Genomic DNA, 14016 nt, shown 5'->3' on the forward strand with positions numbered 1-14016 from the left:
TCACTCGGTTCCCGGTGGTGTGCATGCCGCACAGACTACGCACCGTCAAAACCTGCCTAGCACCGAAGTTCACCCCAAATCAGGCAACTTGCTTCGTATGAATCGGTGATGTGACGCCGTTCACCCTGTCCCCTCTTGTCGCATCCGCAGGGGCGTTCTATCGTGCTGATGTATCGAGTCGATACATCAGCACGACATAAAGACCGTGCCGACGAGGCAGCGACAGGGAGGAGGCGACGATGAGCCGGCGTTCCGGGATCCTCGAGTTCGCCGTACTCGGCCTGCTCCGCGAGTCCCCGATGCACGGCTATGAGCTGCGCAAACGACTCAATACGTCACTGGGTGTGTTCCGTGCCTTCAGTTACGGAACGCTCTACCCCTGCCTCAAGACGCTGGTCGCCAACGGCTGGTTGATCGAGGAAGCAGGATCCACACCTGAAGACGCCCTCACGGCAACGCTCGCAGGGCGTCGCGCCAAAATCGTCTATCGGTTGACGGCCGAAGGTAAGGATCACTTCGAGGAACTTCTCGCGCAGACGGGTCCCGACGCGTACGAGGACGAGCACTTCGCCGCTCGCTTCGCCTTCTTCGGGCAGACGTCACGCGATGTACGCATGCGCGTACTGGAGGGTCGCCGCAGCCGTCTGGAGGAGCGCCTCGAGAAGATGCGCGCCTCGCTGGCGCGCACCCGGGAGCGCCTCGACGACTACACGCTTGAGCTCCAGCGCCACGGAATGGAGTCCGTGGAGCGCGAAGTGCGCTGGCTGAACGAGCTCATCGAGAGCGAGCGGGCCGGACGGGACATCAAGCAGTCCGCCTCCGAAGGCTCCGCTCAGCAGGACATCACATCTGGAGAGACGGGCGGCCTGCCCCGGCACCGGGACAGCACCCGGCCGGATCCGTCCGACGAAACCGCAACGTGAGACCCATCCGGGGTTTCACCGATACACACAGGGAGCAACCGGAATGGGTTCGGTTCGCGTAGCCATCGTCGGCGTGGGCAACTGCGCCGCCTCGCTGGTTCAGGGCGTCGAGTACTACAAGGACGCCGACCCGGCGACCAAGGTCCCCGGCCTGATGCACGTCCAGTTCGGCGACTACCACGTCGGTGACGTCGAGTTCGTCGCCGCGTTCGACGTCGACGCGAAGAAGGTCGGCCTCGACCTCTCCGACGCCATCGGTGCCAGCGAGAACAACACCATCAAGATCTGCGACGTCCCGAACAAGGGCATCACGGTCCAGCGCGGTCACACCCTGGACGGTCTCGGTAAGTACTACCGCATGACCATCGAGGAGTCCGACGAGACGCCGGTCGACGTGGTCCAGATCCTCAAGGACAAGCAGGTCGACGTCCTCGTCTGCTACCTGCCCGTCGGTTCCGAGGACGCGGCGAAGTTCTACGCCCAGTGCGCCATCGACGCCAAGGTCGCCTTCGTCAACGCTCTCCCGGTCTTCATCGCCGGCACCAAGGAGTGGGCGGACAAGTTCACCGAGGCGGGCGTCCCGATCGTCGGCGACGACATCAAGTCGCAGGTCGGCGCGACCATCACGCACCGTGTGATGGCGAAGCTGTTCGAGGACCGCGGTGTCCGTCTTGAGCGCACCATGCAGCTCAACGTCGGCGGCAACATGGACTTCAAGAACATGCTGGAGCGCGACCGCCTCGAGTCGAAGAAGATCTCGAAGACGCAGGCCGTCACCTCGCAGATCCCCGACCGTGAGCTGGGCGAGAAGAACGTCCACATCGGTCCCTCGGACTACGTGGCCTGGCTGGACGACCGCAAGTGGGCGTACGTCCGCCTCGAGGGCCGTGCCTTCGGTGACGTTCCGCTCAACCTGGAGTACAAGCTCGAGGTCTGGGACTCCCCGAACTCGGCCGGTGTCATCATCGACGCCGTGCGCGCCGCGAAGATCGCCAAGGACCGCGGCATCGGCGGCCCGATCCTCTCCGCGTCGAGCTACTTCATGAAGTCCCCGCCGGTCCAGTACTTCGACGACGAGGCCTTCGCCAACGTCGAGAAGTTCATCAAGGGCGAGGTCGAGCGCTAAAGCACAGCTTCGTGCTTGCTGTTGAGGGTCCCCGGGCATTGCGCCCGGGGACCCTCCTCGTATGTGAGGCTGTGCCCCATGGCCGTCGTGCGTGACCTGCGCGTCCTCCTGCGCTTCCAGGGCTTCAGGCGCCTGCTCGGCGTACGGCTGCTGTCCCAGGGCGCCGACGGCGTCTATCAGGTCGCGCTGGCCACCTATGTGGTCTTCTCACCGGAGAAGCAGACCTCGGCGGCCTCGATCGCCTCCGCGATGGCGGTGCTGCTGCTCCCGTACTCCCTCATCGGCCCCTTCGCGGGTGTCCTGCTGGACCGCTGGCGGCGTCGGCAGGTTTTCCTGTACGGCAACCTGCTGCGCACGACGCTGGCCTGCGTGACAGCGGTTCTGATCCTGAGCGATGTCCCCGACTGGCTCTTCTACGCTTCCGCGCTCTCCGTCACCGCGGTCAACCGATTCGTCCTGGCCGGGCTCTCGGCCTCACTGCCCCGTGTCGTCGACGCGGACCGTCTCGTGCTGGCCAACTCCCTTTCACCGACAGCCGGAACGCTCGCGGCGACTCTGGGCGGAGGTCTCGCGTTCGCCGTACGGCTCGTCGTCGCGGACTCCGACGCGGCGGTGGTTCTCGTAGGAGCGGCGCTGTACCTCTGCGCGGCCCTCGCTTCCCTGCGTATCGCCCCGGACCTCCTCGGGCCCGAACAGGAGCTGGTCCACCCTCATCTGGCCACGGCCCTCGCCGGCACGGCACGAGGCCTCGCGGCGGGCGTACGTCATCTCGCGGAGCGCCGACGGCGCGAGGCGGCCTGGGCTCTGATGGCCATGACACTGATGCGATTCTGCTACGGCGCTCTGACGGTCATGGTGCTGATGCTCTGCCGCTACGCATGGGCAGCCGGCTCGGACGACGGGCTGGCGCTCCTGGGGCTGGCCGTAGGAGTCTCCGGAGCCGGCTTCTTCGTGGCGGCCTTGGTGACGCCCTGGGCTGCCGGGCAACTGGGCTCCGGCCGCTGGATCGCCGTCTGTGCCGGAGCCGCCGCGATCCTCGAACCCGCGCTCTGCCTCCCGTTCGCCCCCGCGCCCATGCTGATGGCCGCATTCGTGCTGGGTGTGACCACGCAGGGCGCGAAGATCGCCACGGACACGATCGTGCAGTCCTCCGTCGACGACGGCTTCCGCGGCCGAATCTTCTCCGTTTACGACGTGCTCTTCAACGTCGCTTTCGTCGGAGCGGCCGCAGTGGCCGCTCTGATACTGCCTTCTGACGGACGGTCGGTTTCCCTCGTCGTGACCGTGGCGGCGGTCTACGCGTCAATTGCGGCCGCTATGGCCAGCTTTGAGCGTCAGTAAGTGTCACATCAGTGCCACAGAGCCAATCCTGACTACTGCGTTGTCACAGGATCCCGATAGCTTACGTGGGTCTTATTCACGTCACGCGCCTATGTTCCAGGGGGACCCCCAAGTGACAACTCCGCCGCCCCAGGGCCAGAACCCGTTCGCTCAGGGCCAGCCGCCCCAGGGCCAGAACCCGTACGGCCAGCAGCCCCCGCAGGGATACCCGCAGCAGCCGGGTCAGCCCGGGTTCCCGCAGCAGCCGACCGCCGGGTACGCCCCCGTCCCGCCGGAGCGCCCGAAGCGTGGCTTCAAGCAGTACCTGCGCATAATCGTGGCCATCGCGGGTGTCTCCATCATCGTGGGCGGCTGGCTGTTCAGCGACAGCGAGGACGCCAAGAAGCTGGCGGTCGGCGACTGCCTCTACAACAAGGGCACCGGCACCGACCCGGACGTGGTCCAGGTCGACTGCACCGACTCCAAGGCCACGCACAAGGTCCTCAAGAAGGCGGACGGCGCTTCGCTGGCCCAGCTGACGTGCCAGAGCGTCGCGGGGACGACGGCGACGCTGACGTGGAAGGAAACGGGCGATTCCTTCACGCTCTGCCTGGGAGACAACAAGTAGCCGGCAGAACCAGATGTACGAAGGGGCGGTGTTTCACGTGAAACACCGCCCCTTCGCGTCGCCCGGCGTCGATGTTTCACGTGAAACATGGACCGGCCGTCCACCCCTCAGCCTTGTTCGGCCCACCACTCCTTGAGCGCCGCCACCGCGGCGTCGCGCCCCATCGGGCCGTTCTCCAGTCGAAGCTCCAGCAAGAACTTGTACGCCTGACCAATCGCGGGGCCCGGGCCGATGCCCAGGACCTCCATGATCTCGTTGCCGTCGAGGTCGGGACGGATCGCGTCGAGCTCTTCCTGCTCCTTGAGCTGGGCGATGCGATCCTCGAGGCCGTCGTAGGCACGGGAGAGCGCGGCCGCCTTCCGCTTGTTGCGCGTGGTGCAGTCGGAGCGGGTCAGCTTGTGAAGGCGGTCAAGAAGCGGGCCCGCGTCCCGGACGTAGCGGCGAACGGCGGAGTCCGTCCACTCGCCGGTGCCGTACCCGTGGAAACGCAGATGGAGTTCGACCAGACGTGAAACGTCCTTCACGAGGTCGTTCGAGTATTTGAGCGCCGTCATCCGCTTCTTGGTCATCTTGGCGCCCACCATCTCGTGGTGGTGGAACGAGACCCGCCCGTCCTGCTCGAAGCGACGGGTCCGCGGCTTGCCGATGTCGTGGAGCAGAGCGGCAAGCCTGAGAGTCAGATCGGGCCCGTCCTCCTCCAGAGCCATCGCCTGTTCCAGAACGATCAGCGTGTGCTCGTAGACGTCCTTGTGCCGGTGGTGCTCGTCGCTCTCCAGCCGCAGCGCGGGGAGCTCGGGGAGCACATGGTCGGCCAGCCCGGTGTCGACGAGCAGCGTGAGCCCCTTGCGAGGGTGAGCGGACTGGATCAGCTTGTTCAGCTCGTCCCGTACGCGCTCCGCCGAGACGATCTCGATGCGCCCTGCCATGTCCGTCATGGCGGCGACAACCTCGGGTGCCACCGCGAAGTCGAGCTGCGCGGCGAACCGTGCGGCCCGCATCATCCGCAGCGGATCGTCGGAGAACGACGCCTCCGGGGTGCCCGGGGTGCGCAGGAGGCGAGCGGACAGGTCGTCCAGACCGCCGTGCGGGTCGATGAACTCCTTCTCCGGCAGCGCGACCGCCATCGCGTTCACGGTGAAGTCACGACGCACGAGGTCTTCCTCGATGGAGTCGCCGTAGGACACCTCCGGCTTGCGCGAGGTCCGGTCGTACGCCTCGGAGCGGTACGTCGTGATCTCGATCTGGAACGACTGCTCCACATCGCCCACACGGGCATCCTTCTGCGCACCCACCGTGCCGAAGGCGATCCCGACCTCCCACACCGCGTCCGCCCAGGGCCGGACGATCTTCAGCACGTCCTCAGGTCGGGCGTCCGTCGTGAAGTCCAGGTCATTGCCGAGCCGGCCGAGGAGCGCGTCCCGGACCGAGCCACCGACCAGGGCGAGTGAGAATCCCGCCTCCTGAAAACGGCGGGCGAGCTCGTCGGCTACAGGAGAGACCCGCAGCAGTTCACTCACCGCGCGGCGCTGCACCTGGCTCAGGGCACTGGAATTGTCTTCATTGGCGTTCGGCACAACAGAAAAGGGTACGTGGCCGAGGCCCCCGGGAGCGCCCCGATAAATCTCATATCCGTGTGCCTTCTCTCTTCGCCGCCTCAATACGCGCACATACAGGACAGTCGGAGCTGTCCCCCGATCTTGTGGACCACTCCGCGGCACTTCCTCTCAGCGCACATCGTTACCATGCCTGGACGCACATTCCGACGACCACTGACGACGACGAGGACGGGCGAGCGCGTGGCCGAGGCGGCAGACTTCCAAGGGACGAGTCCCTCACCTGCCCGCCGGTGGCTCCGGCGCAGCGGTGCACTGCTGGCCGGGGCGCCGCTGCTGGCGGGGCTGCTCCAGCTGCCCTTGAGTACCCCCTCTCAAGCCGCTGAGCGGGCCTCTGTGGCCGATGCCACGGGGTCCGGCACGGTCGACATCAGCCTCGACTCGCTGAGCCCCAGCACCCCCACTGACGGCGACACGATCACGGTCTCCGGCTCGGTAACCAACAAGAGCAGGCAGACCGTCACGGATGCCCACGTGGGCATCCGCGTGGGACCGTCCCTGAACACCCGCTCCGCCATCGACACCGTCGCGAAGCGAACCAGTTTCCAGCCGGGCCTCGACGCGGCGGAGGTCGGGGGCAAGTACGTCGCGAAGGTCACCAAGCTCGCCTCCGGGAGCTCGCAGCACTTCAGCATCTCGGTGCCCGTCAAGGAGCTCGATCTCGGAGCCGACGGCGTCTACCAGCTCGGAGTCTCACTCACGGGCCGGACCACCGCTCAGCAGTGGGACCAGGTCCTCGGTATCGAGCGGACGTTCCTGCCGTGGCAGCCCGACGCTGCGGACACGAAGACCAGGACGACGTACCTCTGGCCGCTCATCTCCACCGTCCACCTCACGGCGGAGACCGGTTCCGACGAACAACAGACGCCCGTCTTCAAGAACGACGACCTGGCCGCGGAGATCGCCCCGGGCGGGCGCCTGGACCAGCTCCTGTCGCTCGGCAGCGGCCTGGATGTCACCTGGGTCCTCGACCCGGACCTGCTGGCCTCCGTCGACGCCATGGGAGGCGGGTACCGGATCCAGCAGGAGGACGGCACGACCGTCGCCGGGCAGAACCGGGCGGTGGCCAACGCCTGGCTCAACAAGCTGGAGAAGGCGGTCCAGAACCAGAACGTCGTCGCGCTCCCCTTCGCCGACCCCGACCTCGCGTCGCTCGCCCACCACGGCAAGGTGGTCACAGGTTCCCTGAGCCACCTCAAGGACGCCACCGATGTTGCCGCCGACACGGTGCAGACGATCGTCCACGTGAAGCCGAGCACGGAGTTCGCCTGGCCCGTGGACGGAGCCGTGGACCCGTCGATCGTGAAGGTGGCCACTTCGGCCGGCGCGGACAAGGTGATCGCCCGCAGCGACAGCCTCCGGGAGACGGGCGGCCTGTCGTACACGCCTAGCGCCGCACGTCCCATCGGTGGCGGGACGACGGCGGTGGTCGCGGACGAGCGGCTCTCCACCGCGTTCCAGGGCGACATGCTGAAGGCCGACAACTCCACGCTCGCCGTCCAGAAGTTCCTGGCCCAGAGCCTGATGATCAACCTGCAGCAGTCGGACGACCCGCGCAGCATCGTCGTCGCCCCGCAGAGGATGCCCACCGCGAGTCAGGCGCAGTCCATGGCCGAGGCGCTGCGGGTGCTCCAGCAGGGGACCTGGTCGCAGTCCCAGGGGCTGGCCGAGGCCGCCAAGGCCAAGCCGGACCCCGGCGCCACCACCAAGGTGCCCGCCACGTCCTCGTACCCGTCGGCGCTGCGCCAGCGGGAGCTGCCGAGCAAAGCCTTCGTACGGATCCAGGAGACGCAGAGCAAGCTCGACAAGTTCCAGTCGATCCTCACCGACGAGTCCCGTGTGGTCACGCCGTTCGGCCGGGCCATAGACCGGGGGATGTCCGTGTCCTGGCGTGGTCGCCCGACGGAGGCGAAAGCCTTCCGCACGGGCGTGGACAACTACCTCGACGGGCTCATGGGCCTGGTGCATCTCATCAAGAAGTCGGACGCGAAGCTCTCAGGGCGCAGCGCCACGATCCCCGTGACGGTCCAGAACAACCTCGTGCAGGGCGTCGACCATCTGGTGCTGCGCCTCACGTCGGGGCAGCCCACCCGCCTCAAGATCGGCAATGGTCCGCAGTCGATCCAGGTCGCGGGCGAGCACAGTCAGTCGGTGAAGTTCACGACCTCCACCAAGGCCAACGGTCCGGTAAAAGTCACCGCGCAGCTCTACACGGAGGACGGGCAGGCATACGGCGACGCGGTCTCCTTCGAGGTGAAGGTCACCGAGATCACCTCCACGGTGATGCTCGTCATCGGCGGTGGCGTCCTGCTTCTCGTACTCGCCGGTTTCCGGATGTACACGCAGCGTAAGCGCGCGGCTGCCCGGCAGGCCGAGGGAGAGCAGGAAGACGGTCACGAGGCGGGGGGTGTGCGCAAGGACACGGACGGCACCGTGGACACTGAGCACACTGAAGACTCCGAGGACGGTCCCGAACAGGCTTCCGGCTCGGAGTCCGGGGCAGACGACCCGGAGCAGCCGAGTGACCCGACACCGGACACCGCATCGGAAAGCGCCGACCCGTCCGGCACGGGTGAGAGAGTGGACCGTTGAGCGATGTCGTGGCCGGTGGGCCCGGGGACGATGAGGTGGGGTAACCATGAACGCGCCGTACGACGGTGACCGCGGCCAGGGCGCGGGATCCTCGGGCTACCCCGAGGACTACCCGGACCAGGACGCGGGCCGCTCCGGCTACCCCGAGGGCACGCCGGAACCCGGCCAGATGCCGCCGGGTGCTCCCGCGGACATGTACCTCCAGGACGCCTACAGCCAGGACCCTTACCGGGCTCAGGACCTCTCGGCCCAGGATCCGGTGGCGGAGGCGCTCTACGACCGTGCCGCGCACCCTCCGCCGGCGCCCGGGACGTACCCGCCCCAGCAGCCGCTCTACGCTCAGCCGCCCACGCCGCAGTACGCCCCCGACCCACGGGTGTGGGCCCAGACGCCCCCTCCGGAGCCGGCCGGGCCGACGCGGCACCTGCCGTACGGCGACGACGCCCGGACCACCCAGTACGTGGGGGTGGACGACCTGGTCACCCAGGCCGGCGAGGAGCAGCATGAGCCAGACGCCTTCGCTCACCTCTTCCGCGACCAGCAGCAGGGCGGCGTCCGTCACGCCTATGCCTCCCCCGCGGTACCGGCTCCGGCGCCGGAGCCGGCTCCGGCCGCCGCTCAGCCTCCGGCATCAGCACCCGCGGCCGCTCCGGCGAAGTCCGGCGGCCGTGCCTCCGGCTTGTTGAAGTCGAGCGCCGTGATGGCGGCGGGCACGCTCGTGTCCCGTCTCACCGGCTTCGTGCGCACCATGATCATCACGGCCGCTCTGGGGGCGGCGACGCTCGGTGACGCCTGGACCGTCGCGTACACCCTGCCGACGATGATCTACATCCTGACGGTCGGCGGCGGACTCAACTCGGTCTTCGTGCCCCAGCTGGTGCGGTCCATGAAAGAGGACGACGACGGCGGTGAGGCGTACGCCAACCGCCTGCTGACGCTGGTCATGGTCGCCCTCGCTGTGATCGTCACCGCCGCGGTCTTCATCGCACCGCTGCTGATCCAGCTGATGTCGGACGCCATCGCGAGCGACCCGGCGGCCAACAACGTGGCCGTCACCTTCGCCCGGTACTGCCTGCCCACGATCTTCTTCATGGGCGTTCACGTGGTCATGGGCCAGATCCTCAACGCCCGCGGGAAGTTCGGCGCGATGATGTGGACTCCGGTCCTGAACAACATCGTCATGATCTCCACGTTCGGCCTGTTCCTCTGGGTCTACGGGACCGCCCGGCACTCCGGCATGTCGGTGAACAACATCCCGCCGGACGGCCTCCGCCTGCTGGGCATCGGCACCCTGCTCGGCCTGGTCGTGCAGGCCGTGGCGATGGTTCCGTACCTGCGCGAGACAGGCTTCCGGTTCCGTCCGCGCTTCGACTGGAGGGGCCACGGCCTCGGCAAGGCCGTCAAGCTCGCCAAGTGGACCGTGCTCTTCGTTCTCGCCAATCAGGCCGGCGTCCTCGTCGTCACGCAGTTGGCCACAGCAGCGGGTCAGGCGTCGGGCAAGAGCGGAGCGGGCATCCTGGCCTACTCCAACGCCCAGCTGATCTGGGGCATGCCGCAGGCGATCATCACGGTCTCCGTCATGGCGGCCATGCTTCCGCGGATCTCGCGAGCGGCCCACGACGGTGACCCGGGCGCCGTCCGTGACGACATCTCGCAGGGTCTGCGGACCTCGGCGGTGGCGATCGTCCCGGTCGCCTTCATGTTCGTCGCGCTCGGCATCCCCATGTGCACCCTGCTCTTCGGCTCCAGCGGCCTCCAGGCCGCCCAGTCACAGGGCTACGTCCTCATGGCCTTCGCGCTCGGCCTGATCCCCTTCTCGGTGCAGTACGTGGTCCTGCGCGGTTTCTACGCCTACGAGGACACCCGCACCCCCTTCTACAACACGGTCATCGTGGCCGCCGTCAACGCGGCGGCCTCGGCCGTCTGTTATGTCGTGCTGCCCGCGCAGTGGGCGGTCGTCGGCATGGCCGGCGCGTACGGACTGGCATACGCCGTGGGCGTCGGAGTGGCCTGGCAGCGGCTGCGCAGGCGACTGGGCGGCGACCTGGACGGCGCCCGTGTGATGCGCACATACGCGCGGCTGTGCCTGGCGTCCATCCCGGGCGCCGTGGTGGGCGGCGCCGTAGGCTTTGCGATCACCCAGGCCCTCGGGCACGGGGTGTTCGGTTCGATCGCGGCGCTCGTCGTCGGATCGATCGCCCTGCTCGGTGTCTTCTACATCGCCGCGCGCAAGATGCGCATCGAAGAACTGAATTCAATGGTCGGAATGGTCCGCGGGCGCCTGGGGCGCTGAGGCGGGGGTACGTGCACAACCATCGTCCGTCGCCGTGTGTCGTGCATAGCGCCGGACTGTGGGCACAATTGGTTTCTGCGTCGGACAGCGCGCAACGGATGGGGAGGCAGGGACGACGGTGGCGGAACGGAGCACGGCTGCCGTCGACGTGGCAGACAACAGCGGTGACGAACCGCTGACCGCCAAGGCGGACCAAACCACGTCCGACGGGGTGGCCCAAAACCGGGAGCGGGAAACGGACAGCGAAGAGGCACAGGGGAGCGGCGGGACCGAGAGTCCCGGAAAGGCCTCACCGCCCGAACTGCACAGTGGTCACAAACTCGCCAGGCGCTACCGCCTCGAAGAGTGCGTCACCCGTCTGGACGGTTTCAGCAGTTGGCGCGCGATGGACGAGAAACTTCGTCGTGCCGTCGGTGTGCACCTGCTGCCCGCCGATCATCCACGGGCCCGCTCAGTACTGGCGGCGGCCCGTTCCTCCGCCCTGCTGGGCGATCCCCGGTTCGTCCAGGTCCTGGACGCGGTCGAGGAGAACGACCTCGTCTATGTGGTGCACGAGTGGCTGCCGGACGCCACGGAACTCACCGCGCTCCTTGCCTCGGGCCCCCTGGAGGTGCACGAGGCCTACCAGATGGTCAGTCAGGTCTCCCAGGCGATGGCCGCCGCACACCGCGAGGGCCTCGCGCATCTGAAGCTGACCCCCGGCGCCCTGCTCCGCACGTCGTCCGGTCAGTGGCGCATCCGCGGGCTCGCCGTGAACGCGGCACTCCGCGGCATCAGTTCCGACACCCCGCAGCGCTCCGACACGGAGGCGATCGGGGCACTCCTGTACGCCTCCCTGACCCAGCGCTGGCCGTACGAGAACGATGCCTATGGCCTGTCAGGGCTGCCCAAGGGCGTCGGGCTCATCGCGCCCGACCAGGTGCGGGCCGGTGTCCACCGAGGTCTGTCGGAGCTCGCCATGCGCGCGCTCGCCAACGACGGGGCGACCGCCTCCCGCCACGAGTCCCCGTGCACCACGCCGGAGGAGCTCGTGAAGGCGATCAGCGAGATGCCGCGCATCCGCCCGCCGGAGCCCGCGTTCACCGCACCGCCCGAGTACCAGCGCACGACGTACCAGCAGGGCACGTACGGCCGCCAGTCGGCGCGTCCAGGTGTGACCCAGCCCGTGCCGGCTCCACCGCCCCCGCTGCAGAGCCGTACCGGCAAGGCCCTGAAGTGGGCCGTCTCGGCTCTTCTCATCGCCGCCCTGGGCTTGGGCAGTTGGCAGCTCGCGGACGCGCTGATGGACCATGACAAGTCCGACGACACCAAGAAGACCCAGACGACGGACGGCAACGACAAGACCGGCGACAAGACCAAGCCGGTCAAGCCGATCGCGATCAAGGGCGCGCAGGAGTACTACCCGGACGGCAAGCCGCAGCACCCGTCGGACGTGAAGCTCACCTACGACGGCGACAGCACCACGTACTGGCGGACGTACTCCTACAACGGCGGCCCCACCCTGGCGCCGTTCAAGCAGGGCGTGGGCATCGTCTACGACCTCGGGTCCGCCCAGAGCCTGTCGGCGGCCTCGATAGGGCTGAACTACGGCGGCAATCACACGACGGTGTCGTTGTACGCGACCGACTCGATGTCGTCGTCGACACCCATCGGTTCCATGAAGAAGATCGCGGACGCCGAGACCTCCGGCAGGCAGCTGAAGATCTCCGCGGACAAGGCGGTGGAGACGCGATACGTAGTGGTATGGATCACCGCCGCCCCCTACTCGGGCAAGGACCAGTACAGCGGTGCCGGCTACAAGCAGGCCGTCACGGACGTGAAGTTCACCGGCTGACGCTCGTCGACGGAGGGGAGGGGGTCCGATGGCCGATCAAGCCGCATACGGCGAAGCAAGCGATCAGGACCTCCTGGCCCGCCATGTGGAAGGCGATCCTGACGCCTTCGGTGAGCTCGTACGGCGTCACCGCGACCGCCTGTGGGCCGTGGCCCTGCGGACGCTGGGAGACCGCGAGGAGGCCGCTGACGCGGTCCAGGACGCACTCGTCTCGGCCTATCGGGCCGCCCACACCTTCCGGGGCCAGTCGGCCGTCACGACCTGGCTGCACCGCATCACGGTGAACGCCTGCCTGGACCGCGCCCGCAAGGCGGCCTCCAGAAGGACGTCCCCCGTCGATGACACCCAGCGTCTGGAACAGCTCCTCGAACCGCACGAGTCAGCCTCTGCTCCGGCTGAGCGCAATGACCTCCACCGGGAGCTCATCGACGCCCTGGGCACACTCCCGGCCGACCAGCGCGCCGCCCTCGTCCTGGTGGACATGCAGGGCTACCCCGTGGCCGAGGCGGCCCGCATCCTCGATGTGCCGACCGGCACGGTGAAGAGCCGCTGCGCACGCGGCAGAGCCAGACTCCTTCCCCTTCTCACTCATCTCCGCACGGAGAACTCGGGTGACGAGAAGGGGAAGAAGTCGGGTGGCGGACGGAACCGGACGCAGGGGACATCCGTCCCACCGGCAGCGGGACCGCGCGAGGCGGGATCCCGTGACGCAGGGCCAAGCGATTCAGCTGCTGTGAAGGGCGGAGGTGGGCGAGCGTGACATCCACGACGGACAAGGCCGGGCACCCGGACGTCGCGGAGATCTCCGACCTCACCGAAGGTCTGCTCTCGCCATCCCGTACCGAGGACGTGCGTGAGCACCTCGATACATGCGAACTGTGCGCCGACGTCCACGACTCCCTGGAGGAGATCCGCGGCCTGCTCGGCACCCTGCCGGGTCCGCCTCGCATGCCCGACGATGTGGCCGGACGCATCGATGCCGCATTGGCCGCGGAGGCCTTGCTGAGTGCCACAGAACCCGATGAGGCATCCGGTGCTGACGGCGACCGCACTCATGTTTCACGTGAAACGTCGGCTGCCGATCGCCCAGCGGGACATTCTCGTGCGGCCGGCGGACCAGGTCGTCCTCACCGAGCACGCCGTGGGCGCCGCAGGACGGCTCTCCTCACGACCGCCTTCGCTGCCGCCGCCCTGGGTGTGGGCGCGATCCTCGTGCAATCGTTCGGCGGCGACAGCTCCGACAAGAGCCCTCAGACGGCGACGAGGCAGGAGTCGGGGGCAGTGAGCACCTTCTCCGAGAAGACACTGCAGGGCGAGGTCTCAGACCTTCTCACCAAGACCAAGAAGTCGGGCGAGCACTCCGGTAGCGCGAAGCCCTGGGGCGCCGAGACCGACTCGGGCGGGGTCAACACCTTGGTCTCCCCGACACCCCCCGTTCCCGAGTGTGTCGCGCGGGGGACCGGAGACGAGGGAACGCTCCTCGCCGCCAAGGAGGGCACGTACCAGGGGACCGGCGTCTACCTCCTCGTGCTGTCCAATGAGGCGGACAACACGAAGGTCACCGCCTACCTCGTCGAATCGGCCTGTGCGAAGCAGGTCTCCTCGCCCCCCGGCAAACTCCTGCTGACCCGGTCGTACGCGCGGTCCTGAACGCGTCGGCCTCAGGATTGTGAACACCTCGGCAGGT

At 67.8% G+C, this 14016-nt stretch carries 10 protein-coding genes; 9 read left to right on the top strand and 1 reads right to left on the bottom strand.

Annotated elements, in window-relative coordinates; all coding sequences use genetic code 11:
- The first annotated feature begins 239 nt into the window (after positions 1 to 239).
- From OG788_RS23380 to OG788_RS23395, 4 genes are all read left to right on the top strand, one after another.
- Complete coding sequence (locus OG788_RS23380; protein ID WP_351536122.1) at positions 240 to 923, top strand: PadR family transcriptional regulator; 684 nt, start codon at positions 240 to 242, stop codon at positions 921 to 923.
- Positions 924 to 966: 43 nt separating this feature from the next.
- Positions 967 to 2049, top strand: a complete 1083-nt coding sequence (locus OG788_RS23385; protein ID WP_356464981.1) for an inositol-3-phosphate synthase — start codon at positions 967 to 969, stop codon at positions 2047 to 2049.
- A gap of 78 nt (positions 2050 to 2127) precedes the next feature.
- Positions 2128 to 3390 (top strand): MFS transporter, encoded by a 1263-nt coding sequence (locus OG788_RS23390; protein ID WP_406373224.1) that lies wholly within the window; start codon positions 2128 to 2130, stop codon positions 3388 to 3390.
- A gap of 112 nt (positions 3391 to 3502) precedes the next feature.
- Positions 3503 to 3997: a hypothetical protein gene (locus OG788_RS23395; protein ID WP_406373225.1), complete on the top strand. Its 495-nt coding sequence runs from the start codon at positions 3503 to 3505 to the stop codon at positions 3995 to 3997.
- A gap of 107 nt (positions 3998 to 4104) precedes the next feature.
- Here OG788_RS23395 and OG788_RS23400 read toward each other — a convergent pair whose 3' ends face one another.
- Complete coding sequence (locus OG788_RS23400; RefSeq protein ID WP_406373226.1) at positions 4105 to 5571, bottom strand: CCA tRNA nucleotidyltransferase; 1467 nt, start codon at positions 5569 to 5571, stop codon at positions 4105 to 4107.
- Positions 5572 to 5793: 222 nt separating this feature from the next.
- Here OG788_RS23400 and OG788_RS23405 point away from each other — a divergent pair, with 222 nt between their 5' ends.
- From OG788_RS23405 to OG788_RS23425, 5 genes are all read left to right on the top strand, one after another.
- Positions 5794 to 8202 carry a DUF6049 family protein gene (locus OG788_RS23405; protein WP_406373227.1) on the top strand — a complete coding sequence of 803 codons (2409 nt, stop codon included), beginning with the start codon at positions 5794 to 5796 and terminating at the stop codon, positions 8200 to 8202.
- A 46-nt stretch (positions 8203 to 8248) separates the two neighbouring features.
- Positions 8249 to 10495 carry a murein biosynthesis integral membrane protein MurJ gene (gene murJ, locus OG788_RS23410; protein WP_406373229.1) on the top strand — a complete coding sequence of 749 codons (2247 nt, stop codon included), beginning with the start codon at positions 8249 to 8251 and terminating at the stop codon, positions 10493 to 10495.
- 118 nt (positions 10496 to 10613) lie between these two features.
- Complete coding sequence (locus tag OG788_RS23415; protein WP_406373230.1) at positions 10614 to 12329, top strand: serine/threonine protein kinase; 1716 nt, start codon at positions 10614 to 10616, stop codon at positions 12327 to 12329.
- Between the two features lie 28 nt (positions 12330 to 12357).
- Positions 12358 to 13089: an RNA polymerase sigma factor SigM gene (gene sigM, locus OG788_RS23420; protein WP_351536143.1), complete on the top strand. Its 732-nt coding sequence runs from the start codon at positions 12358 to 12360 to the stop codon at positions 13087 to 13089.
- A 521-nt stretch (positions 13090 to 13610) separates the two neighbouring features.
- A complete protein-coding gene (locus OG788_RS23425; protein WP_406373232.1) occupies positions 13611 to 13979 on the top strand; it encodes a hypothetical protein in 369 nt (122 codons plus the stop codon).
- Positions 13980 to 14016: the final 37 nt, after the last annotated feature.

Source organism: Streptomyces sp. NBC_00647, from assembly GCF_045207245.1.
In the GTDB taxonomy this organism is placed as follows: domain Bacteria; phylum Actinomycetota; class Actinomycetes; order Streptomycetales; family Streptomycetaceae; genus Streptomyces.